The sequence below is a fragment of the Paenibacillus lautus genome (assembly GCF_050482385.1).
GTDB classification, from domain to species: domain Bacteria; phylum Bacillota; class Bacilli; order Paenibacillales; family Paenibacillaceae; genus Paenibacillus_AQ; species Paenibacillus_AQ lautus_B.
This window is the reverse complement of the sequence record NZ_JBCNHV010000010.1, coordinates 330,682-353,062: the sequence shown is the minus strand read 5'-3', so window position 1 is coordinate 353,062 and position 22,381 is coordinate 330,682. Positions and strand designations below refer to the sequence as shown.

The window sequence follows — 22,381 nt, the reverse complement described above, 5'->3', positions numbered from 1 at the left end:
TAATGATGAAAAGCACAAGGATGGTGTCATAGACATGGCGATTCGTATTATCGTTAAAGAACCGGATGAGGTTCTTCATAAAAAGGCAAAGGAAGTTACCAAAATTACGCCGAACGTTCAAAAGCTCCTGGACGATATGGCCGATACCATGTACGATGCGGAAGGCGTTGGATTGGCTGCGCCGCAGGTCGGAATTCTGAAGCGTCTGATCGTGATCGATGCCGGTGACGAGCACGGATTGATCAAGATGATCAATCCGGAGATCGTGGAGAGTGAAGGCGAGCAATTCGGACCGGAGGGCTGCTTGAGCATTCCCGGATGGAACGGGGATGTGCGCCGTGCGGAGAAAGTGACGGTTAAGGGGCTTGATCGTGAAGGCAAAGAGCTTATCATTACGGGTACCGGGCTGCTTGCAAGAGCGTTTCAACATGAAATCGATCATCTGAACGGGGTGCTGTTTACGGAAATCGCTGATCGGGTGTATGAGTATGTTCCTGAACAGCCGAGAAAAGAGCTGGAGAATCGATGAATATCGTATTTATGGGCACCCCGGCCTTTGCAGTACCCAGCCTGGAAATGTTGATTGCCGAAGGTTATTCCATAGCTGCCGTCGTTACGCAGCCTGACCGTCCGCAAGGGCGTAAAAAAGTGCTGACCCCAACGCCAGTTAAGGAAGCCGCTCTTCGTCACGGCATCCCGGTTCTGCAGCCTCAGCGCCTGCGGAATCCGGAAGCCGTGGCTGAGCTGGCGCAATATAAGCCTGATTTGATCGTCACGGCCGCCTATGGTCAAATCCTGCCAAGATCGGTGCTGGATATGCCGTCACTGGGCTGTCTTAATGTTCACGGCTCGCTGCTCCCCGCTTATCGGGGAGGAGCACCGATTCAGCGCAGCATCATCAACGGAGAATCCGTAACTGGCATCACCCTGATGTATATGGCGGAGGGGCTCGACACGGGTGACATGATTGCCAAGGCCGAAGTTCCCATTGAAGATGACGATACGGCCGGAACCATGTTCGAAAAATTGAGCCAAGCCGGTGCGGAACTGCTGCTGCGGGAGCTGCCGCGGCTCGTAAAGGGCAAGGTGGATGCGGAGTCCCAGGATGAGACGAAGGCAACGTATGCTCCGAATCTGACCCGGGATGATGAAAAAATCGACTGGAGCCGCACTTCCCGCGAAATTTACAATCAAATTCGCGGTCTGGTTCCTTACTCCGGTGGATTTACGCTGTGGAACGGGGATGTATTTAAAGTATGGACAGCGGCTAAGCCGGACAGCGCTCAGACCCCATCTAGCGATGTACAGCCCGGAACCGTGCTTGAGCTTCATGAGAAGGGGATTGTCGTGAAAACTGGCGACGGCACGCTGACACTGTTAACAGTTCAACCCAGCGGCAAGAAGGCGATGGATGCAGCGCAATTCGTGCGCGGGACGAGCTTGACAGTCGGGACGGTGTTGACGTGAGCGGGAACCGCAGCCCGAAGGGGCGCCAGGACTCCCCGAGAGAGCTGGCGATGAATGTATTAACACAGGTTGAGCAGGAGGGGGCGTACAGCAATCTTCTGCTCAACACCGCCCTGCAGAAGTCCTCGCTTGCGAAGAGCGACGCGGGACTGGCCACAGAGCTGATCTATGGCACGATCTCGCGGCTGAACACGCTCGATTATTTTTTGGACAAGTTTGTCAATAAAGGGGTACGGAAGCTTCAGCCGTGGGTTAGGGCACTGCTTCGCATCAGTCTGTATCAGGTCGTATATCTGGATCGGATTCCGGATCACGCGGTTGTCAGCGAGGCCGTTAATCTGGCGAAGCGCCGCGGGCATCAAGGGATTTCTGGTATGGTGAACGGGGTGCTTCGGAATATTTTGCGTCAGAAGGAAAGCTTGGCGATTCCTGAGAATATGCCGGCGGCCCAGCGCATTTCTCTGCTGCATTCCCATCCGCAGTGGCTGGTGGAGCGCTGGATATCCCAGTACGGGATCGAGACGGCAGAGGCAATCTGTGCCGCGAACAATGAACCGCCGGCTGTCAGCGTCAGGGTGAACACCACGATGGTCAGCCGGGAGGACATGCTGGCATTAATGAGCAGCCACGGCCTTGATGCCACCCCGTCGTCGCTTAGCCCCTATGGGATTGTCGTAAAAGGAGCTGGCAACATGGCCTTGACCGATTGGTATCGGGACGGGATGATCTCGATCCAGGATGAAAGCTCCATGCTGGTCGCCGAGGCTGTCAAGCCAGAGGCGGGAATGCGGGTGCTGGATTGCTGCGCAGCCCCGGGCGGGAAAAGTGCCCACATGGGCGAGCTGATGAAGGATGAAGGCAGCATTGTTGCCAACGACATCCATGCCCATAAAGGCAAGTTGATATCGGATCAGGCCAGCCGTTTGGGACTGGACAGCATTTCGATCGTGACTGGGGACGCGCTGGATTTGGTTGACCGCTTCGAGCCTGCGTCTTTTGACCGAATTTTGCTGGATGCTCCGTGCTCGGGCCTTGGCGTAATCCGTCGCAAGCCTGATCTGAAGTGGGGCAAGTCACAGGAGGACATCGATGAAATTGCGGCGCTGCAGCTAAGGCTGCTGGAGTCGGTCTCCACCTTGCTTCGTCCCGGAGGACTCTTGGTGTACAGCACGTGTACGATTGAGCCGCTGGAGAATGAAGGCGTTGTATCTGCTTTTCTGGAAGGCCATTCCGAGTTTGACATCGCGGAAGATGGTCTTGGAGCCTTAAGCCGGCTGGAAGAGAAATCGCTTCAGCGTGGAGGCGGGATTCAAATTCTGCCCCAGCATTATCATAGTGACGGCTTTTACATTGCAAGACTCGGCAGACGCCCCTCTTAGGGTGTCCGCCGCCATGACTATAGTCGTATCCCGCCAATGCCGGCGGGTTTTCCTCTTTTACCGTCTCTTTTATTTATGTTAGAATAGGAAGAATGAAAAAAGAGATGCATATGAATGTAATAGGGAGAGTTCGGAAGAATGTTGACTGGACTTCCTCTAAATTAGACAGGTGTGGTGAGAATGAAACCTTTTATATATGATTATTCACTGGAAGAGCTTCAAGCATGGGCTCAAGAGAATGGGGAGCCGGCGTTTCGCGGAACCCAGATTTATGACTGGCTGTACGTAAAGCGAGTGAACGATTTTGCAGAAATGACGAATCTGTCCAAGGAGCTTCGGACGAAGCTGGAGCAGGAGTTCAGTTTTGTTACCCTGACGGAAATCACCAAGCTGGAGTCAAAGGACGGAACGGTCAAGTTTCTGTTCGGTCTGCATGATGACCATGCGATCGAGACCGTCATCATGCGGCACAATTACGGCAACAGCATCTGCGTTACAACCCAGGTAGGCTGCCGTATCGGATGTACGTTCTGTGCATCCACACTGGGTGGCTTGAAGCGGAATCTGACCTCCGGCGAGATTGTTGCCCAGGTGGTTCAGGCGCAGAAGATTCTCGATAAAACGGGAGAACGTGTCGGCAGCATTGTAATCATGGGCTCAGGCGAACCGTTTGAGAACTATGAAGCAACCATGAAGTTTCTGCGCACGATGATCCATGAAAAAGGATTGAATATCGGCCAGCGCCACATTACCGTTTCGACGAGTGGCATTGTGCCTAACATCTATAAATTCACGGAAGAGGATACCCAGATTAATCTGGCCATCTCCATCCATGCACCGAACGATAAGCTGCGCTCCAAGCTAATGCCTGTTAACCGCCGGTTCCCGTTTGATGACGTGATTGAGTCGCTTCGTTATTACCAAGCCAAAACCGGACGGCGCATTACGTTTGAATACGCCTTGATCGGCGGCGTAAATGATCAGGTTGAGCATGCCGAAGAGCTTGCGGACGTCATTAAGGATATGAACTGCTTCGTCAATCTGATTCCGGTTAACCATGTGCCGGAACGGAAATATGTTCGCACATCGCGTAACGATATTTTCAAATTTCAACGTGCGCTAGCAGACAAGGGGGTCAATGTGACCATCCGTCGTGAACAAGGCCATGATATCGCTGCCGCTTGCGGTCAGCTGCGGGCCAAGCATATGGAGTTGGGGTGAGAAGATTTGATCAAGACGGTTCATGTAAGCCATGTGGGACGCGTTCGTCCTGTTAATGAAGATTCGGTATTTGTTAGCACACTGGAGCATGGCTATACCTTGGGTGTGGTTGCTGACGGTATGGGAGGTCACCTTGCGGGTGACACCGCCAGCAGGCTTGCGGTAGATACCGTAGCCGAGGATTTGTCCTCTTTGGAGCAGGACATGTCCATGGAAAGTATTCGGGCTGCGCTTGGTGATGCCATATTGCATGCCAATGCCGTTATCTATCGTGAAGCCTCGGCTGATGAGCGGCTTCACAATATGGGCACGACGATTGTAGCGGTGCTGCTGCGAGGTTCCGAAGGTTATATCGGACATATCGGGGATAGCAGGGCTTACAAAGTCGTTCCCGGACAAGTGATTCGACTCACAGATGATCACACATTGGTCAATGAGCTTTTTAAGAGTGGTCAGATTACGGAAGATCAACTGGAAACCCATCCCCGGAAAAATGTACTAAGCCGGGCACTTGGAACGGATGTGGATGTGACGGTTGAGCTAACACCGGTTACGATCGGAGAAGGCGAAGTGCTGCTGCTCTGCAGCGACGGGCTCAGCAACCGGGTCAGCCGCGAGCTGATCGGACAGATTTCCGGTTCACTTGACCTTCCTCTGGAAGAAAGAGCGGATCGCCTGCTTCAACTGGCACTTCTTGCTGGCGGTGAGGACAACATCACGGTCGCAATGTTTGAACATCAAGAAGAAGTTGTCGGGCAACGTATAAAGGGGTGGGATTCATGATCGGACATGAATTGGCTGGTCGTTATAAAATTATAGAACGCATCGGTGGCGGTGGCATGGCGCTGGTCTACAAGGCTCAGGATATTTTGCTGAACCGGAATGTAGCGATCAAAGTGCTGCGCCAGCAGTTTGTGCACGACGAGGAATTTATTCGCCGTTTCCGGCGTGAGGCACAATCAGCGGCTTCGTTGTCGCATTCCAACGTGGTCAGCATCTATGATGTGGGTCAAGAGGAAGAAGTGCATTACATCGTCATGGAATATATCGAAGGTCAGAATTTGAATGAAATTATAAAAGAACGGGCACCGCTGCAGGTGGAAGAAGCTGTGCGGATTGCTACCCAGATCTGCGATGCACTGGGGCACGCTCATCATAACCAGATCATTCACCGGGATATTAAACCGCATAACATTCTGATTGGCCGGAATGGGAGGGTCAAAGTAACCGACTTTGGCATTGCCAGGGCGGTCACGTCGACAACCATTACGCAGACAGGCTCTGTTGTGGGCTCTGTGCATTATTTTTCGCCGGAGCACGCCAAGGGCGTCGTTACTGGCGAGAAATCGGATTTATACTCGCTTGGTATTGTGTTATATCAAATGCTCACGGCCCGTCTTCCATTTCTGGGCGAGAGCCCGATTAGCGTTGCGCTGAAGCATCTCCAGGAGGAATTTGATGAGCCTAGAGAAGTGAATCCGCTCATTCCTCAAAGCGTGGAGAACATCATCCTGAAGTCCATGCGCAAAAACCCGGAGGAGCGTTACCAGTCTGCGGAAGAGATGATGGACGATCTCGAGACGTGCTTGATGCCGATGCGACTTAACGAACCGAAGATGGAGTTCGAGGACGATGCCGATTCTACCCTGGTCATGCCGGCGCTCAAAACGATGCAGCGCAGCAGTCAGCATCATCATGACCAAGACGACGACTCGGATGACGAGGAGTTTGCGGAAAAGCCGACCGGCAAACCGAAGAAAAAATGGGTCAAGCCGACCATCATCATTGGTTCGGTGCTCCTGTTCCTCGGCATCATGGTAGGTGTCGTCATGTATGTGAACAACATGCTGGAGGTACCTGAGGTTAAGGTGCCCCCAGTTGTAGGCATGACGGAAGAGGAAGCGATCCGCGAGCTTGAGGCCCAAGGTTTGACGGTGGATGAGGAAGTGATCCGGAAATATAAACCGGATGTCGATGCAGGCATTGTGTTTGCCCAGGACAAGGAACCAGAAACCATGCTAAAGAAGGGTTCACCGGTTCAATTGTCGGTAGGAGATGCGAAGCCGCTTAAACAAATGCCGGATCTCTCGGGTAAGACGTTTGATGAGGCAGTTGAGATCCTGAACAATATGGGCATTAAGAAAACCGCTATTAAGCAGTCCTCTGAGAACAATGATAATGTACCTGTCGGTCAGATCTATGATCAGAGTCCTTCCGCGACCACCGAAATTGATCCTGAACAGGTGGAGGTCCGGGTCACGATCAGTAAAGGTAAGTTAACGGTCAATATGCCGAGCGTGATTGGAATGGATAAAGACAAAGCGGTCGCTACCATCGAATCCTTCGGCCTTAAGGTTGGAGCGATAAAGGAGAAATCCAGCTTTGAAGTGAAGAAGGGCGAAGTAATGGAGCAATGGCCTTATGAGCCTAATGTGCCGGTACCGCCTAACTCCGTAATCACGCTGTTCGTCAGCTCAGGCTATCCTGCGGATGCACTGGAATACAATTACAGTGTACCGGTCTCACCAAGCATGGAGGGACAAGAAAGCAAAATTCGGGTCGTTTTCACCGATGCGCTGGGAGAAAACCAGGAAGCTGTGAACAAGGTTATTACAACCTCGGAAATGGTACCTGTTAAGCTGCTGCTGGCTCCTGACAAGCATGCAACGGTCATGATCTTCCGTGACGGTCGCCAAGTGGATACGTACAGCGTAAGTTACAGCGATGTCAAGAATGGCACCGTGCCGCAGCCGACCTTTGAACAACCGCCTGTCGAGCCTGATGTGCCGGTGGACACCAATCCGGATGAAGGGAATGCCGGGGACGGATCGAGTGAGGAAGATGATTCTGCTTACCATTGGGATAACGGGAACAATGGAAACGGCAAGGGCAAAGGTAAAGATAAAGATAAAGATAACGATTAGAAACAAGTTGTGAGCACACTAAATTTCAACAAGAAAGGTGAGGCCTATTATATGCTAGAGGGACTGATCGTGAAGGCACTAAGCGGATATTATTATGTCAAACCAATGCAGGATGGCAACATTATATCCGGGGAGGACCCAGCGGTTCAATGCAGAGCCCGCGGCATTTTCAAAAAGAAAGGTATCTCTCCGCTCGTTGGAGATCACGTGATGTACTCATTGACTGAAAATGGGGAAGGGACCGTGGACGAAATTCTTCCACGGTCTTCCCAATTAATTCGCCCGCCTGTCGCGAACGTCGACCTGGCGGTGCTGTTGTTTTCGGTCAAAGAACCGAATCTGAGCCTGCATCTGCTGGACAAGTTTCTGGTACATATTGAGCATGAGAGCCTTGAGGCATTGATCTGTCTGACGAAGCAGGATCTTGTGGACGCCTCCGACGGTGTACTGGAGCAGGTGAAGCGCGAGTATGAAGAGATTGGTTATGAAGTGCTGATTACCAGCTCTCTGCAAGGGATCGGGACCGAAGAGGTGAAGAAACGCCTGGCCGGTCGAATCAGTGTCTTCTCCGGTCAATCCGGTGTCGGGAAATCGTCCCTGCTGAATGCGTTGATGCCAGGCCTCTCGCTGGAGACGAGTGAAATCAGCCTGCGTCTTGGCCGCGGTCGACATACGACACGGCATGTGGAGCTGATTGAGCTTGATAACGGAGGGTATGTAGCCGATACACCCGGCTTTAGCCAGCTGGATTTTCTGGAGCTGGGTGTCGAGGAGTTATCGACCTGTTTCAGAGAATTTGCTCCTTATGCCGCGGAATGTAAATTCAGAGGCTGCAGTCATCTGCAGGAGCCGGGCTGCCGGGTGATCCAAGCCAAAGAGGATGGAATCATCCTGGCTAGCCGATACGAGCATTATGTGGAGTTTTATACAGAGATGAAAGACAAGAAGCGGAGGTACTGAATGATGATTAAAATTGCGCCATCCATATTGTCAGCGGATTTTGCGAAGCTGGGACAAGAAATTAAGGAAGCCGAGGCTGGCGGAGCCGACTGGATTCATGTGGACGTCATGGACGGACACTTTGTACCTAATATTACGCTGGGACCGCCGATCGTCCAAGCCATCAGACCGCATACGACCCTGACGCTTGACGTGCATCTGATGATCGAGCAGCCGGAGCTTTATATAGCGGATTTCGTAAAGGCAGGAGCAGACCTGATTACGGTTCATGCCGAGACCTGCCCGCATCTTCATCGAGTCATCCATCTGATCAAAGAGTTTGGCGTGAAGGCAGGCGTCGCGATCAATCCGGCTACGCCAGCCCATGTCCTTCAGGAAGTGCTGCCTGACTTGGATTTGGTGCTGGTAATGACCGTGAACCCGGGGTTTGGCGGACAGGCATTTATCGAGCGGACTGTAAACAAGATCTCACAGCTGCGTGAATGGATTTCAAACTCCGACTACCCGAATATCCATATTGAAGTGGATGGCGGCATTACAGCGGAGACAGCGCCGCTTGTGGTGGAAGCGGGAGCGGATGTCCTGGTTGCGGGCAGCGCCGTATTCGGCAAGCCGGATCGTGCGGCAGCCATTGCAAAAATCCGTGACAGCGTAACATCTTGACTTGAACGTGAGCAACGGGATGCATAGGGTGCGGGGTTCCCGCATAAATATGGTTACATGAGCTGGGTTCTCATGTAGCCTTTTTTGTCTGTGTTCACATCTATGGGCTTGGTGCATAACATAATCTAGGAAGGCATGAGAATGATGGGGAGGGTGAGACATGAAATTCTATACGTTCAAGCTGCCGAAGTTTTTGGGAGGTTTTGTGAAGGCCATCTTAAATACGTTTCACAAGAGCTGACAGCTTGTCCCGGCGTAACAAAACCTCCGCCTGGGACTGACGCCGCCTAGCCGGTTCTGGGGAAAGAGGCAAGAACACTCCGATAGAGCGCGCGTGGAGGGCATACCGCATCTGTGTGCGGAGGTTTTTCTTGCGGTATAAGAAAGCCATAATGCGCGAGAGTTCTCCTTCGCTTTCTTATATCAAAAGAAGAGTGTCTAGCGACGTACTTATCGAGGACAGACTGCGTTCGACCGGAAGTTTTTCTTGCGATATAAGAAAGCGGAAGTTTTGCTCTTTCATTTTTCTTATATCTAAATAAAAAAAGCACCTGCTAACTGCTCAGGGTGCTTTTTGTTTAGAAGGAGAATATGTATCTAAACGCAAGAAAAACTTCCTTGTCCCGGATCGCCCACAAATGGTGCCTGGAGATTAAGAAGTTTTTCTTCATATAACACAAGATGATTATACGCGAGTCACTTTACCGGATTTCAAAGCGCGAGTGCTGACGTATACACGTTTTGGCTTGCCATCCACCAAAATGCGAACCTTTTGAACGTTGACACCCCAAGAACGCTTGTTGTGATTGTTAGCGTGAGAAACATGGTTACCACTGCTTGGTTTCTTGCCAGTTACATAACATTTGCGAGCCATTTATTACACCTCCTTGTTCCTAACCCTGCATGAAACAATACTTAAATATAATATCACAGTAAAAATTGCTCCGTCAACTGTCTTAAAAACATTTATTTCTCTTTGCCATTATAGTACAATGTTGATTAGTCCATAATATTTCCGAAGAAATAGTTCGTGGGCTTATCGGAATGGCTCTCAAAAGGCTTGGGAACCGCCGGAAAGTGTAGAGGACGAGAGGATAGCCCATCATAGATTTATGATCCATTAATCATGGTAAGTCTTTTTATTTACTGCTTGGGCATTTCGTCAGCTATAAGCTATGAAATAGATATGAAATTTACAACAAGAAGTGTTATGGGTATCAAGCCAGGAAGGGGAATTCTCATTGAGTAAGCGTTCTTTGAATGGAACAGAATTTACCGCGATGGTCCTAGCCGGAGCGGAGCAGCTGCAGCAGCATGCAGAACACGTCAATTCCCTGAATGTATTCCCGGTGCCGGACGGCGACACGGGGACCAACATGAATTTGACGATGACTGCAGGTGTGGCAGAACTGAAGAGTAAGTACTCGGAGTCCGTCGGGCATAGTGCCGGTGTGCTGTCCAAGGGGCTTCTGATGGGAGCCAGAGGGAACTCGGGGGTTATTCTGTCCCAGCTGTTCCGTGGTTTCAGCCGATATGCTGCACCTTTTACAGAACTAAATTCTCATCAATTCGCCGCAGCGCTGCAGACAGGCGTAGAAGCTGCGTATAAAGCTGTCGTAAAGCCTGTTGAAGGTACCATCCTTACCGTAGCTAAAGAAGCGGCCAAACATGCGGTCTATTTCTCCCGCCGCAACAACGATATCGTTGAATTGATGGAGCAGGTGTTGGCCAAAGCCAAAGAAACACTGTCCCAGACCCCGGATATGCTTCCTGTACTGAAGCAGGTTGGTGTCGTGGACTCGGGTGGCCAGGGCCTGGTTTACATTTATGAAGGTTTCTTGCAGGCGCTAAGAAAAGACTATCCGTCCGGATCGTTTGCTGTTGCCGAAGGACAAGCAGAACAGAGCAGCACGGCACCGGCCTTTCAAGCAGTCCCTGACTTCTCGGCGGTTCAAGCTCCGGCTTCTGCCCAGTCCAGACTGTCCACAGAGGATATTGAATTTTTATATGACATGGAATTCTTTATTAATCGGCAGCTCGGAGAAGGAACGAACGCAGACTTTGATGAAGATAAGTTCCGGAAAGCGCTTGCAGTGAATGGGGATTCCATCATTGTCATTGCCGATGACGAGACCATCAAAGTTCATGTGCATTCCAAGGCTCCGGGCGAAGTGTTGAATTTGGCGCTAATGTATGGAGAGATCACTCAGATTCATATTTTGAATATGCGTGAGCAGCACCGTGATTTGCTGACAACGGGAATGGATATCGCACCGATGCCTGAGTTATTTGCGGATATTCCGGCAGAGACCGTGACACCGGAAGCTCCTGCTGTTCCTCCAGCAGACGAGATCGCACCGTACGGTTTCATTGCGGTATCGTCAGGAGAAGGCATATCCGACATATTCAAAAGCCTGGGCGTTGACGTCGTTCTCTCCGGAGGACAGACAATGAACCCGAGCACAGAGGATTTTGTTAATGCGATTTCTTCGATTTCGGCGCAGCAGATTTACATCCTGCCGAATAACTCCAACATCGTGCTGGCTGCCCAACAGGCGAGAGAGCTTCTCGAAGGTGAGCGCAGCGTAACGGTTATTCCGAGCAAGACGATTCCACAGGGGATCGCGGCAGCATTTGCTTTCCAGGAAGACGAGAACGCGGATATGAACACCGACAATATGCTGGATGCGATCACTCGTGTGCAATCGGGGCAGGTAACCTATGCTGTTCGGGACACAACGATCGATGATCTCGAGATCAAGGCTGGCCAGTTCATCGGTATTCGCAATTCGAACATCGTTGCAGCAAACGCGGATCTGATTATGACCTCTCAGGATTTGCTGGGTAAAATGCTGGAGTCCGGCGATGAAATCGTGACTCTGCTTACCGGGGCGGACGCAACCGAGGAATCGACCAACGCACTCACGGAGTGGCTTGGTGAGCAGTACCCTAACGCAGAGGTTGAGGTACACTACGGCGGACAGCCGATCTATTCTTATCTGTTCTCCGTGGAGTCTTGATATACAACGCTTTGACATTATGCAAGGTACATTTATAGGAGGGGTTCCGGTGAATAAGACCGTTATTGTGACAGACAGCACAGCGGATATTCCGGCAGACCTGGCGAAGCAACACAACATTCATATTGTGCCGCTGAAACTCATGTTCGGGGAAGATTCGTATTTGGACGGAGTCGACATCACGCCGGGAGAGTTCTACAAAAAGCTGGTGGAGTCGCCACAGCTTCCGACGACCTCTCAGCCTTCACCCGCAGATTTTGCGGCTGCGTATGAGTCCATCTTGGAACAGCACCCAGGCTGCTCCATTGTGTCGATTCACATCTCATCCGGCATGAGCGGGACGTATCAGTCCGCGTTGCTTGCCACCTCTCTCATCGAAGGAGAAACGGATATCACCGTGTGGGATTCCAAATCGGCCTCTTACGGCTTCGGATTATTCGTGGTCCATGCAGCGAAGCTCGCACAAGAAGGAGCCTCTGTTTCTGATATTATTTCGTCACTCGAAGACCTTCGTTCCAAGCGCCGCCTCTACTTCTTGGTAGATACGCTGGAATATTTGCAGAAGGGCGGACGGATCGGTAAGGCTTCGGCTGTGCTGGGCACGCTGCTTAACATTAAGCCGATCTTGTCCATTGATGGCGAAGGAATCATTTTTCCGGTAGACAAGGTCCGCGGTCGCAAGAAAGCGACAGCGAAAATGATTGAACTGTTTCAACAGGATCTAACCGGTGTGAAAAATATTAAAGTGGCTGTGGGTCATACAGCTGACCCTGCTCAGGTTGAGGATTTTCTGCAGCAGCTGTCCGCTGTGTTTACGATTGAGGAAACCGTATTTTCCGAGATCGGTCCGGTTGTCGGTACGCACGTTGGGCCGGGAACCATTGCAGCATATATATGGCCTGCTTAAGTGAGGTAGATGATATGAGTCTCAAACTCGATCAAATATCCGTCAGACAGATCAACGGCGTGAGCGCCCTGAAAGAAGGGGAGCTTCACGCCTTTGGCGTCTCTACGGTCAAGGATCTTTTGGAGTATTACCCCTTCCGATATGAGGATTATCGGCTCCGTTCCCTAAGTGAAGTCAAGGACGGGGACAAAATCACCATTCAAGCCAAAATAGCCAGCGTACCGGTACTGCAGCGCTACGGGCGTAAATCCCGTCTCACCTGCAAAATGCTGGCCGAAAACTGGATGTTCACCGCGACCTGGTTTAACCGGCATTTTCTGAAGGACCAGCTTACGGCTGGTCGGGAGATTGTGCTGACAGGCAAGTGGGATCAGCGGAGAATGCAGCTTACGGTGTCCGAATCCGAATTCCCGGATAAGGGAGCCTTCCGCAGCGGGACGCTGCAGCCGGTGTATTCCATCGGCGGTAAGATCACGCAATCGTGGATCCGAAAAACGATGGGACAGGCATTGGAGCAATACGGGGAGATGATCCCCGAGATTTTGCCGCAATCCCTGCTTAGGAAATATGATCTGATGCCCCGTAAAGCGGCAATCATGACGATCCATCAGCCGGTCGACTCCCGGGAAGGTCAGGAAGGACGGCGCCGGATGGTGTATGAGGAGCTTTTCTTGTTCCAGTTGAAAATGCAGGCGTTCCGAGCGCTGAACCGGGGACGGATGGACGGTGTTGTACATACGGCTGACAATGCAACGATCCGGGAGTTCGTGCGCAGCTTCCCTTTTGAGCTCACGGATGCGCAGAAGAAGGTGGAGCTGGAGATTTTGCATGATATGCGCTCCCCTTACTGCATGAACCGTTTGCTTCAAGGGGATGTCGGCTCGGGAAAAACGATTGTTGCCGCCATCGCTCTGTTTACAACGGTGCGCTCAGGCTTTCAAGGGGCCTTGATGGTGCCGACAGAGATTCTCGCCGAACAGCATATGCGTTCGCTGCAGAAGCTGTTTGAGCCCTTCGGCATTACCGTTGGCCTGTTGACAGGCAGTGTCACGGGGAAGAAGCGCAAAGACCTGCTGGCTTCTTTACAGATGGGGTTGACGGACGTTGTCGTGGGCACCCATGCTCTCATTCAGGATGATGTATATTTCCGGGAGCTGGGACTCGTCGTGACGGACGAGCAGCACCGTTTTGGCGTGAATCAGCGAAGCGTACTCCGCCGTAAAGGCTATAACCCGGATGTGCTTACGATGACGGCGACGCCGATTCCACGGACATTGGCAATTACCGCCTTCGGGGATATGGATGTATCCACGCTGTCGGAGCGACCGAAAGGTCGTATTCCGATTACGACCTATTGGGTCAAACATGAACTTATGGACCGTGTGCTCGGATTTATTTCCCGGGAAGTAAATCAAGGCCGTCAGGCATATCTGATTGCTCCTTTGATTGAAGAATCGGACAAGCTGGACGTACAGAATGCGATTGATTTGCATGTCCAGATGCAGCAGGCTTTTCCCACGTATGCTGTGGGGCTGCTGCACGGCCGTATGACGCCTGCCGAGAAGGATGAGGTTATGCGCCAATTCTACAGCAATGAGGTCCAGCTGCTGATTTCTACGACGGTTGTTGAGGTTGGCGTTGATGTGCCGAATGCCACGTTGATGATCATTATGGACGCCGATCGCTTCGGTCTGTCCCAGCTGCACCAGCTTCGGGGCCGCGTAGGCCGTGGGCAGCATGCCTCCTACTGTGTTCTTGTGGCCGATCCGAAATCGGAAGTGGGCCAGGAACGGATGCAGGTGATGACCGAAACCGAGGACGGCTTCGAGGTATCCCGGAGGGATTTGGAGCTTCGGGGCCCTGGCGACTTTTTCGGTACGAAGCAGAGCGGACTGCCGGAGTTCAGGCTGGCCGACATGGTCGCCGACTTCAAAGTAGTGGAAGAGGCCAGGGGCGATGCAGCGGCCCTTGTCAGCGACAGTTCCTTCTGGACGTCTCCTGAATATGAGCCATTGCGAAACTTTCTGCAGCAGGAGAAGATCTTCCAGGGCGATATCATGGACTAATAACATGAATCTGTTAGCACAATGGACAGACCTTCGTCATATACTCAAAAAAGGTAGCAGCATTTATGACTGGAGGTGCTTCAACATTGAGTTATCAGCAGTACGGGATTAGTCCGCAGCTGGTAGAACGAATCAAGCTAAAAATGAAAAACCCAGCAGTTAAGGAAAGAATCAAAGGGCTGACTCAGGGTTTAACCAAGGCAGATCTTCAAAATAGCGCAAAAGTGCATCAGATGATCCGGACGGCCAGCGGCATCTTGAATGAAAAGCTGAGCTCCACGCAGGAGCAGCAAATGGTTCAGTTTGTGCTTGCACAGCGCATCGATCCGAACAACACCTTCCATTTGATTAAGCTGTGGGGGATGTTTCGATAACAATTGGATGACATCAAGAATTTACTTTGCATAGAAGAAGCCCCTCTCGGGAGTGTTTTCTCCTTATGAGCAGGGGCTTTTGATTTTGCGTATGCAGGGATGAAACGTTCCTGTCCGGGCTCCCGCAAAAGGAATCCCTTGCTTTGTTGTCAACGGAAAGCAGATAAACCGGGTGAGCCCCTAAAAAGCACGGAAGTTGAAGAAGCACTCCCAACCTTCCCGAAGTTTTTAGTTGCCTGTAATAGAACGGATGCAATCTTCCGTGTCATTTTTAACGGAATTTACGGTTGTGCTAACCGGAACGGCCTGCATGTCCTCCGCGGGGTAAGGCCTCAGAAGCTCTTTGAGGGATTGCAGGAGGGAGGGGCTACCTTCATGGGTATGGGAAGACGTCTGCCGTTCAAGCCATAACGCTTCGTCTGCCGGTCTCAGAATGACCGGCATCCGGTTATGGATCGGCGCCATGAGTTGATTGGGTTCGGTTGTAATGACGGTGCAGGTGCTAAGCTTGTCTCCGCTTGGGGTAATCCAGGTATCATACAGACCTGCCATGCTGAATATTTCGCCGTTCTTCAAGCTGATGCGAAAGGGCTGCTTGCCATTGCCGTTTTTTTGCCATTCGTAAAAACCGTCTGCAGGAATTAGGCATCTTTTCCGATAAAAGGGTATCCTATAGGCAGGTTTGTCTTCCAGCGTTTCACTACGCGCATTGATCATTTTGGCTCCGGCTGAGGAATCCTTGGCCCAGGATGGGACAAGCCCCCATTGCAGCTGACCGATCCGATTGGTGCTGCCGTCGTTGATAATAGCCGTGACCATCTGCGTAGGCGCGATGTTGTACCTAGGAATGTGAAAGGGAGAGACCGATTCGGGATCGATGAGATACCTGGTCATCAGTTCTTCCCAAGTGACCGTGAGTGTAAAGCGTCCGCACATCGTTTCAAGCCTCCTGTCATTTGCTGTCGCTTAAGATTTGAATATAGCGTCTAATGAAGACGTTTATCTTTTGTCGAGTTCTGAAAGAAATTGCTACGTAGAGATTTACAGTACATTTGTGTTTGAGTATATCAAATATTGCGTAACTAACCAAAAGGGCCTAGCGCTTAGCCAGGCCAAGCATCATGAATGGAGGATTTTTTGTGTTTGATTTAAAAGCTAACGGTACCTCGGTTAAGACAGAAGTTGTTGCCGGGGCCACGACGTTTTTCACGATGGCGTATGTGACTGTTGTGAATCCGCTGATTCTGTCGCAAGCGGGTGTGCCTTTTGAGCAGAGTTTTACGGCCACTATTATTGCCGCTGTGATTGGTACACTGCTGATGGGGCTCGTAGCCCGCTATCCGATCGCTGTAGCACCAGGGATGGGCTTGAATGCCTACTTCACCTATTCCGTCGTTCAAGGACATGCCGGACTTGGGTATATTGAAGCTTTCTCGGCCGTTTTTATAGCCGGTATTCTGTTTCTGGTATTATCGATGACTTCCCTGCGGCGCAGGCTGATTGAGATGATCCCGGCGAATTTGAAGCATGCGATTACGGTCGGAATCGGCTTGTTTATTGCTTTTATCGGTCTGCGGATGAGCGGCATCATTACAGCGCATCCGGACAATCTGGTAGCGCTCGGTGATCTGCACCAGCCATCGGTTGTACTCGCCTTGGTGGGACTTGCGGTTACGCTTGTGCTGCTGTCGCGCGATGTGAAGGGTGCCTTGTTTATCGGGATGATTATTACCGGGATTATCGCTTATTTTGCCGATATGCTGTCTTTTACGAACGGGATTATGTCGCTTCCCACGCTGCCGGAAGGCATTCTGGTATGGAACCCGATTACCGCTGCCTCGGATGTGATCCGTCATGGACTCTATGCCGTTGTATTCTCGTTCCTCCTGGTGACACTGTTTGATACCACAGGTACGGTAGTTGGTGTCGCAGAACAGGCGGGGCTAATGAAGGATAACAAGCTGCCTCGTGCGGATCGTGCCATGTTCTCCGATTCGGTGGCAACCGTGGCCGGATCCATGGTCGGTACAAGCCCGACCACCGCTTATGTTGAATCTGCAGCAGGCGTCGGCGCAGGCGGTCGGACAGGATTAACGGCAGTCGTCGTTGCTGCGTTGTTTGTGGTTGCCGCCTTCTTCAGCCCGCTGATCGGTGCGGTTTCCGGGTTATCCGCCATCACCGCACCTTCGCTCATCGTAGTGGGTTGCCTGATGCTAAGCAACGTTCAGCACATCCGTTGGAATGATTTTGATGAAGCGTTCCCCGCGTTTCTCGTGATCTTAACTATGCCGCTTACGTCCAGCATCGCGACCGGGATCGCGCTCGGTTTTATTTCATATCCGCTGATGAAAATCGTGAAGGGCAAGTGGAAGGCGGTTCACCCGCTGATGTATATTTTTGCCGTGTTGTTCGTACTGCAGCTTGTCTTTGTCCCGCATTGATTCAGGAGCATTAGAAGCATGACAAATCCCCTGCAAGGTCTAAGCAGACCCGGCAGGGGATTTTTGGCATGCCGATAAACCGCGTATAAGCTTGAGCATTGTTTGTGACGGGTCAAGAAAATGCTGCAACGGCTCCTGGTTGTTTCCGGTTAAAGGGACATGCCTTCTTATGGCACCGTGTAGATGCACCGAGCTTAGCGAGTTCGGCTCCATACGTCCGCGTACCTCGTGATGAGGCCATGCTCGTCAACCTCCAGATCCGCTCGATAAGCTCCATTGTTACTCTCATAAAGGTAAGCATACTCGCTCGTGCGCGTATATTGTTGGGCAAGAGGGGCGATGGTTAGACTCGGGAACTGAATCCAGACGGCCGTCATGGACGCGCTCTGACCAGGCTTTAACTTCAAGCGCCGGATCGGCAGCGTGTTGGTGGAAGGGGTGATCCCGAGATCAATGTCGGTCATGCCAGCAAATGCTGTGAGCTCGGTATCGCCGTTCCACCAGCGGCCATCATCATCCCGCTCCAGGTGAAGGGACCGTTCCTCCGTACCGCTTGTGAGCTTAATCTTTACCTTCCGGGTCTGCCAGCTGCTGGTGGTTTCGACCTCATAGGCGCAGTGGAGCTGCTGGCCTTTCAGGCTGGCTACGACCGTTCCAATGAGCGTGAATCCATCATGATGCCGATAGAGACGGCCATGCTCTAGGGAAGGAAGATCGTGCCTGTTCCATAGCAGCGATTGCAGAAGCTGACCAGGGCTTGTGTTTTTTTGTCCGATGGGCTGTATGTCTGCTTTAGCATGGATATGGTCGTTCAAAGTGAGATCACGTCCTTTATCAAAAAGAGTATGAATAGATGCTGCTCCTCCATATTATATAACGAACATATGTTTGTTATAAAGTGATAAATACAGTGTGTGATAACCGATGATAAATCGGGGACTTCTATACAAGTTTTAAAACTGGTAGCGGCGGTTATGAGCGATTAACAGCACTATTTTATAAAAGTTATTGTCCTTGGCAATCGTCTCAAAGCGTTGAAGCAGCATGCTTCCAATTCCTCTGCTTCGGAATACTCGATCGATGTATATAGATAGGTCGGCAACACCATCATAGGCGCAACGCTGTGAATAAGGGTTGAGCGAAGCCCCGCCGACCAATGGGCCGCAGCATTGATGCTTGACGTGTTAATGATGGATTGCTACAATCAACACATCAAAATAATTTGATGGAAAGTTGTGGTGACAACATGAAGGTATCTATTATACAAGATGACGTATTAAGCCTGTATGAACAAAAATTTAAAGCGTTATCCGATAAAAATCGCTTAAGAATCATCTATGAATTGAACCAGCGAGGGAAAGTGTGTGTATGTGACCTCACCGCCATGTTGGATCTGCCTCAATCGAAACTTTCTTACCATCTAAAAATGTTGTTGGATGCAAATATTATAATGATGGAACGCATCGGAAAATGGAACTATTATGAGCTTAACGATGAAGAGGTTAAAGGACTGTTATCCGAGAAGCTGTGCTGCGTTTTTTATCCGAATTCAAAAACATAATTTTTTAACTAATGCATCAAGAAAAATTGATGAATTATAAATAATTCTATTAGGAGGACTTATGTATGAAAAACATTGAATTTAAGGTGGCTTCAACTTCTTGTTGTACACCCCAAGCGCCGACAATTGCTGAGGATAAAGTGAAGGAAGAGTATGTTCGGTATAACGGTACCCTTCCAGTCGCGATTATCGGTGGCGGACCCATTGGCTTGGCTGCAGCAGCTCATTTGGCCGAAAGAGGACAACAATTCATTCTATTTGAAGCCGGACCTAGTATAGGTCAAAACATCCTGCAATGGGGACATGTACGACTTTTTTCACCATGGCAATATAATATTGACAAAGCAGCTGAGCGTCTTTTACTTAAGCATGGATGGCAGCTCCCCGTCCTAAAGGAATTACCTTTTGGTCAAGAGATTGTTCATCAATATTTAGAGCCTTTAGCGAAATTGCCTGAACTGAATCCCTATATTATGTTGAATGCTAGAGTGGTTTCCATATCGAGGAAGAACACAAATAAAATGAAATCCGCTAATCGTGCAGCTGCCCCGTTTGTACTTTATGTTGAAAGAAACGGCATTACCGAACGTCTTGAAGCCCGGGCAGTGATTGATGCCTCCGGAACTTGGGCACATTCGAATCCGCTGCATGCTGACGGGATATGGACTCGTGAAGAGCGTGATCTGAAAGATCGCATCTATTACGGGATTCCAGATTTATCTGCAGCAGAACAAAGGCAGAAGTACGCAGGGAAGCGTATTGCAGTAGTAGGAAGCGGTCACTCGGCAATAAATACATTACTGGATTTAGTGAACCTCAAAAAAAGCGATGCAAACACAGAGATTCTCTGGTTGATGAGAAAGCGAAACGTGGAGGAAGCGTACGGCGGGGAAGAGAATGATCAACTCGAGGCTCGTGGAGCCTTGGGAAGCCAGATTCATCAATGGATTGATGCTGGTCAGATCCAAGTGGTTACTCCATATATGATCGGGGGGCTCTCTCATAAAGATGGGAAAATAAACATCAAAGGGACAGTTCATGGTGAGGACAAGGAAATGCAAGGAATCGATGAAATTATCGTTAATACTGGAAGCCGGCCCGATTTTTCATTTCTAAGTGAGATCAGACTTAGCATTGATCCTGCAACCGAGAGTGTCGAGGCGCTAGCTCCACTAATTGATCCCAATGTACACAGCTGCGGTACAGTGAGACCTCATGGCGAGAAGGAACTTCGTCATGTCGAGAAGAACTTTTATCTTGTTGGGATGAAGAGTTATGGCCGGGCTCCTACCTTCCTCATGGCAACAGGGTATGAGCAGGTGAGATCCATTGCCGCATATTTGGATGGCGATATGGAAGCTGCTATAAAAGTTGAATTAGAGCTGCCGGAGACCGGTGTATGTGGTATTAGCAGTGCCCCGAATGCCAACGATTGCTGCATGCCCACTGACTCATCTACATCGAGATGCAATTAATATATGAAGGGGGAATTAAAAGCTGGTTCTCCCTGATATATTAATGAGTTGAGCTCAACCCCTTGTCATCAGGCCCACTTTCCATTAACATATAAGCATTAGATTATATGGGGATGATATCGCAAGATGTATTTTTTAGTAAAGGGATGAATCTGATTGGAGCATATGAACGAAATGGCCGAGAAACTCAAATTGCTTGGGGATAAAACAAGGCTTACCATGTTAACGCTCCTTAAGGAAAGAGAATGGTGCGTTTGCGAGTTCGTGGAAATTTTCGACATGTCACAGCCCGCAATCAGCCAGCACTTAAGAAAGCTTAAGTCTCAAGGCATCGTAAATGAGGCCAGGCGAGGGCAATGGGTTTATTACTCCTTGCATGTTGAGGATAAGCCGTATCTTCAAGCGGTGTTGAATGAGATGCCAAGCTCTCAAGAAGTACTGTCATCGTTAAATAAGAAAATAAACTGTTCCTGCGATTAACCGGTAACCTGGCAGAAATATGCATAAGGTTCAAGGCCATAGGTAATCGCTGTTCATCATATAAGGATATAGTTATATATTGATTGAAAGAAAGCAACCATGACTGTATTCAAGTTCAACACGCAATTGGAGGGGTTTATATATTGGTTTCTGTTGTTTTGGCTAGCATCATTTTTTTAATTACATTGGTCTTTGTCATTTGGCAGCCTAAAAATCTGTCCATTGGATGGTCCGCTTGCGGCGGTGCCGTGCTGGCACTGCTCGTTGGCGTCGTCGACTTCCAGGATGTATGGGATGTCACCCAAATCGTATGGAATGCTACGCTTGCCTTTGTCGCAATTATTATTATTTCGTTGATTCTGGATAAAATCGGTTTATTTGAATGGGCTGCATTGCATATGGCGAATGCCGCTCGAGGAAACGGTATCCGGATGTTTGTGTATGTATCGGTTCTTGGAGCTGTTGTCTCCGCATTTTTTGCAAATGACGGTGCGGCTCTGATCTTAACACCGATTGTGCTTGCCATGGTGCGGGCGCTCCATTTCGATGAGAAGAAGGTATTCCCGTTTATCATTGCAAGCGGCTTTATTGCGGACACGACTTCACTCCCGCTTGTGGTCAGCAATTTGGTGAATATCGTCTCGGCCGATTTTTTTGGCATTACTTTTACCGAATACGCGAGCCGAATGCTGGTTCCCAATCTATTCTCGTTAGTGGCGAGTGTCCTTGTGCTTTACTTGTTTTTTCGCAAAAGCATTCCGCAGAAGTTTGACGGGACCGAGCTTAAGCAGCCGTCAACGGCAATACAAGACCCTGCCATGTTCCGTTTATCCTGGATCGTCTTGAGTATGCTTCTGATCGGTTACTTTGTGTGTGAATTTGTGGGGATTCCGGTATCGATCGTGGCGGGAGTTATCGCGATTCTCTTTCTGCTGATGGCGAGAAAAAGTCCGGCAGTGCAAACCAAAGAAGTGCTCAAGGGTGCACCATGGGCGATCGTATTTTTCTCGATTGGCATGTATGTCGTGGTCTATGGCTTGCGTAATGCAGGTCTTACTGATCTTCTGGCTAGCGTCATACAGAGCATAGCGGATCAAGGTCTGTTTGCCGCAACCATGGGGATGGGATTTATTGCTGCGATGATTTCTTCCATCATGAACAATATGCCGACGGTGATGATTGATGCGTTAGCGATCGATGCGACAAACACGACAGCTGCCATTAGAGAGGGATTAATCTATGCGAATGTCATAGGTTCAGACTTAGGTCCCAAAATCACGCCGATCGGTTCGCTGGCAACCCTGCTATGGCTGCATGTCCTTTCGACCAAAGGCGTGAAGATCAGCTGGGGGACTTACTTTAAGACAGGGATTATATTGACCATCCCGACATTGTTTATAACCCTCTTAGGTTTATATATTTGGTTAACTGTACTGTAATTCA

21 protein-coding genes and 1 pseudogene are annotated in these 22,381 nt (G+C 50.2%); 18 read left to right on the top strand and 4 right to left on the bottom strand.

The annotated features are described in order from the left end of the window. Positions 1–34: 34 nt before the first annotated feature. The 9 genes from def (at position 35) to spoVM (ending at position 8,855) form a co-directional block, all read left to right on the top strand. A complete protein-coding gene (gene def / locus ABEW73_RS12675; RefSeq protein ID WP_076320731.1) occupies positions 35–529 on the top strand; it encodes a peptide deformylase in 495 nt (164 codons plus the stop codon). After that, positions 526–1,467 carry a methionyl-tRNA formyltransferase gene (gene fmt, locus ABEW73_RS12670; RefSeq protein ID WP_430170913.1) on the top strand — a complete coding sequence of 314 codons (942 nt, stop codon included), beginning with the start codon at positions 526–528 and terminating at the stop codon, positions 1,465–1,467. The genes def and fmt overlap by 4 nt, the downstream gene beginning before the upstream one ends. After that, on the top strand, positions 1,464–2,846 hold the full coding sequence (rsmB, locus tag ABEW73_RS12665; protein ID WP_430170911.1) for a 16S rRNA (cytosine(967)-C(5))-methyltransferase RsmB: 1,383 nt from the start codon (positions 1,464–1,466) through the stop codon (positions 2,844–2,846). Before fmt ends, rsmB begins: the two co-directional genes overlap by 4 nt. Positions 2,847–3,026: 180 nt before the next feature. Then, on the top strand, positions 3,027–4,067 hold the full coding sequence (gene rlmN, locus ABEW73_RS12660; RefSeq protein ID WP_076320734.1) for a 23S rRNA (adenine(2503)-C(2))-methyltransferase RlmN: 1,041 nt from the start codon (positions 3,027–3,029) through the stop codon (positions 4,065–4,067). Between the two features lie 6 nt (positions 4,068–4,073). Further along, the gene (locus ABEW73_RS12655; RefSeq protein ID WP_076320735.1) at positions 4,074–4,850 is read left to right on the top strand and encodes a Stp1/IreP family PP2C-type Ser/Thr phosphatase; all 777 of its coding nucleotides are present in this window, start codon (positions 4,074–4,076) and stop codon (positions 4,848–4,850) included. Then, positions 4,847–6,991: a Stk1 family PASTA domain-containing Ser/Thr kinase gene (gene pknB / locus ABEW73_RS12650; protein WP_430170909.1), complete on the top strand. Its 2,145-nt coding sequence runs from the start codon at positions 4,847–4,849 to the stop codon at positions 6,989–6,991. The genes ABEW73_RS12655 and pknB overlap by 4 nt, the downstream gene beginning before the upstream one ends. Positions 6,992–7,042: 51 nt before the next feature. Continuing rightward, positions 7,043–7,951, top strand: a complete 909-nt coding sequence (rsgA, locus tag ABEW73_RS12645; protein WP_430170907.1) for a ribosome small subunit-dependent GTPase A — start codon at positions 7,043–7,045, stop codon at positions 7,949–7,951. A gap of 3 nt (positions 7,952–7,954) precedes the next feature. Next, the gene (rpe, locus tag ABEW73_RS12640) at positions 7,955–8,614 is read left to right on the top strand and encodes a ribulose-phosphate 3-epimerase (protein ID WP_430171258.1); all 660 of its coding nucleotides are present in this window, start codon (positions 7,955–7,957) and stop codon (positions 8,612–8,614) included. A gap of 160 nt (positions 8,615–8,774) precedes the next feature. Further along, entirely contained in the window at positions 8,775–8,855 is an 81-nt protein-coding gene (gene spoVM, locus ABEW73_RS12635; RefSeq protein WP_034273235.1) for a stage V sporulation protein SpoVM, read from the top strand. A gap of 444 nt (positions 8,856–9,299) precedes the next feature. Here spoVM and rpmB read toward each other — a convergent pair whose 3' ends face one another. Beyond that, positions 9,300–9,488, bottom strand: coding sequence for a 50S ribosomal protein L28 (gene rpmB / locus ABEW73_RS12630; protein ID WP_006209230.1), 189 nt, complete (start codon positions 9,486–9,488; stop codon positions 9,300–9,302). Positions 9,489–9,855: 367 nt separating this feature from the next. On the opposite strand from rpmB, the gene ABEW73_RS12625 reads away from it, so the two are divergent. The 4 genes from ABEW73_RS12625 (at position 9,856) to ABEW73_RS12610 (ending at position 14,981) form a co-directional block, all read left to right on the top strand. Continuing rightward, a complete protein-coding gene (locus ABEW73_RS12625) occupies positions 9,856–11,634 on the top strand; it encodes a DAK2 domain-containing protein (RefSeq protein WP_430170905.1) in 1,779 nt (592 codons plus the stop codon). 49 nt (positions 11,635–11,683) lie between these two features. Beyond that, complete coding sequence (locus ABEW73_RS12620; RefSeq protein WP_430170903.1) at positions 11,684–12,541, top strand: DegV family protein; 858 nt, start codon at positions 11,684–11,686, stop codon at positions 12,539–12,541. 14 nt (positions 12,542–12,555) lie between these two features. Next, complete coding sequence (gene recG / locus ABEW73_RS12615; RefSeq protein ID WP_430170901.1) at positions 12,556–14,607, top strand: ATP-dependent DNA helicase RecG; 2,052 nt, start codon at positions 12,556–12,558, stop codon at positions 14,605–14,607. A gap of 86 nt (positions 14,608–14,693) precedes the next feature. Then, positions 14,694–14,981: a stage VI sporulation protein F gene (locus ABEW73_RS12610; protein WP_098742838.1), complete on the top strand. Its 288-nt coding sequence runs from the start codon at positions 14,694–14,696 to the stop codon at positions 14,979–14,981. 228 nt (positions 14,982–15,209) lie between these two features. Here ABEW73_RS12610 and ABEW73_RS12605 read toward each other — a convergent pair whose 3' ends face one another. Then, positions 15,210–15,917: an SOS response-associated peptidase gene (locus ABEW73_RS12605; protein ID WP_430170900.1), complete on the bottom strand. Its 708-nt coding sequence runs from the start codon at positions 15,915–15,917 to the stop codon at positions 15,210–15,212. Positions 15,918–16,120: 203 nt separating this feature from the next. Between ABEW73_RS12605 and ABEW73_RS12600 the strand changes: the two genes are divergently transcribed. After that, positions 16,121–17,422 carry an NCS2 family permease gene (locus tag ABEW73_RS12600; protein WP_430170898.1) on the top strand — a complete coding sequence of 434 codons (1,302 nt, stop codon included), beginning with the start codon at positions 16,121–16,123 and terminating at the stop codon, positions 17,420–17,422. Positions 17,423–17,616: 194 nt separating this feature from the next. Here ABEW73_RS12600 and ABEW73_RS12595 read toward each other — a convergent pair whose 3' ends face one another. Beyond that, the gene (locus ABEW73_RS12595; RefSeq protein WP_430170896.1) at positions 17,617–18,237 is read right to left on the bottom strand and encodes a putative glycolipid-binding domain-containing protein; all 621 of its coding nucleotides are present in this window, start codon (positions 18,235–18,237) and stop codon (positions 17,617–17,619) included. Positions 18,238–18,408: 171 nt separating this feature from the next. Then, a pseudogene (locus ABEW73_RS12590) lies at positions 18,409–18,585 on the bottom strand (N-acetyltransferase family protein); the annotation flags it as partial. A gap of 83 nt (positions 18,586–18,668) precedes the next feature. Here ABEW73_RS12590 and ABEW73_RS12585 point away from each other — a divergent pair. The 4 genes from ABEW73_RS12585 (at position 18,669) to ABEW73_RS12570 (ending at position 22,377) form a co-directional block, all read left to right on the top strand. Beyond that, positions 18,669–18,983, top strand: coding sequence for an ArsR/SmtB family transcription factor (locus ABEW73_RS12585; RefSeq protein WP_430170894.1), 315 nt, complete (start codon positions 18,669–18,671; stop codon positions 18,981–18,983). Positions 18,984–19,048: 65 nt separating this feature from the next. After that, positions 19,049–20,458, top strand: a complete 1,410-nt coding sequence (locus ABEW73_RS12580; RefSeq protein WP_430170893.1) for an FAD-dependent oxidoreductase — start codon at positions 19,049–19,051, stop codon at positions 20,456–20,458. Positions 20,459–20,614: 156 nt separating this feature from the next. Continuing rightward, positions 20,615–20,938, top strand: coding sequence for an ArsR/SmtB family transcription factor (locus ABEW73_RS12575; protein WP_430170891.1), 324 nt, complete (start codon positions 20,615–20,617; stop codon positions 20,936–20,938). A 143-nt stretch (positions 20,939–21,081) separates the two neighbouring features. After that, a complete protein-coding gene (locus ABEW73_RS12570) occupies positions 21,082–22,377 on the top strand; it encodes an arsenic transporter (protein WP_430170889.1) in 1,296 nt (431 codons plus the stop codon). Positions 22,378–22,381 lie beyond the last annotated feature (4 nt).

Coding starts and splice junctions, on each gene's coding strand:
- rsgA (WP_430170907.1), top strand. CDS start 7,043: ATGCTAGAGGGACTGATCGTGAAGGCACTAAGCGGATATTATTATGTC.
- rpe (WP_430171258.1), top strand. CDS start 7,955: ATGATTAAAATTGCGCCATCCATATTGTCAGCGGATTTTGCGAAGCTG.
- ABEW73_RS12585 (WP_430170894.1), top strand. CDS start 18,669: ATGAAGGTATCTATTATACAAGATGACGTATTAAGCCTGTATGAACAA.
- ABEW73_RS12605 (WP_430170900.1), bottom strand. CDS start 15,917: ATGTGCGGACGCTTTACACTCACGGTCACTTGGGAAGAACTGATGACC.
- rlmN (WP_076320734.1), top strand. CDS start 3,027: ATGAAACCTTTTATATATGATTATTCACTGGAAGAGCTTCAAGCATGG.
- pknB (WP_430170909.1), top strand. CDS start 4,847: ATGATCGGACATGAATTGGCTGGTCGTTATAAAATTATAGAACGCATC.
- rpmB (WP_006209230.1), bottom strand. CDS start 9,488: ATGGCTCGCAAATGTTATGTAACTGGCAAGAAACCAAGCAGTGGTAAC.
- fmt (WP_430170913.1), top strand. CDS start 526: ATGAATATCGTATTTATGGGCACCCCGGCCTTTGCAGTACCCAGCCTG.
- ABEW73_RS12580 (WP_430170893.1), top strand. CDS start 19,049: ATGAAAAACATTGAATTTAAGGTGGCTTCAACTTCTTGTTGTACACCC.
- recG (WP_430170901.1), top strand. CDS start 12,556: ATGAGTCTCAAACTCGATCAAATATCCGTCAGACAGATCAACGGCGTG.
- def (WP_076320731.1), top strand. CDS start 35: ATGGCGATTCGTATTATCGTTAAAGAACCGGATGAGGTTCTTCATAAA.
- spoVM (WP_034273235.1), top strand. CDS start 8,775: ATGAAATTCTATACGTTCAAGCTGCCGAAGTTTTTGGGAGGTTTTGTG.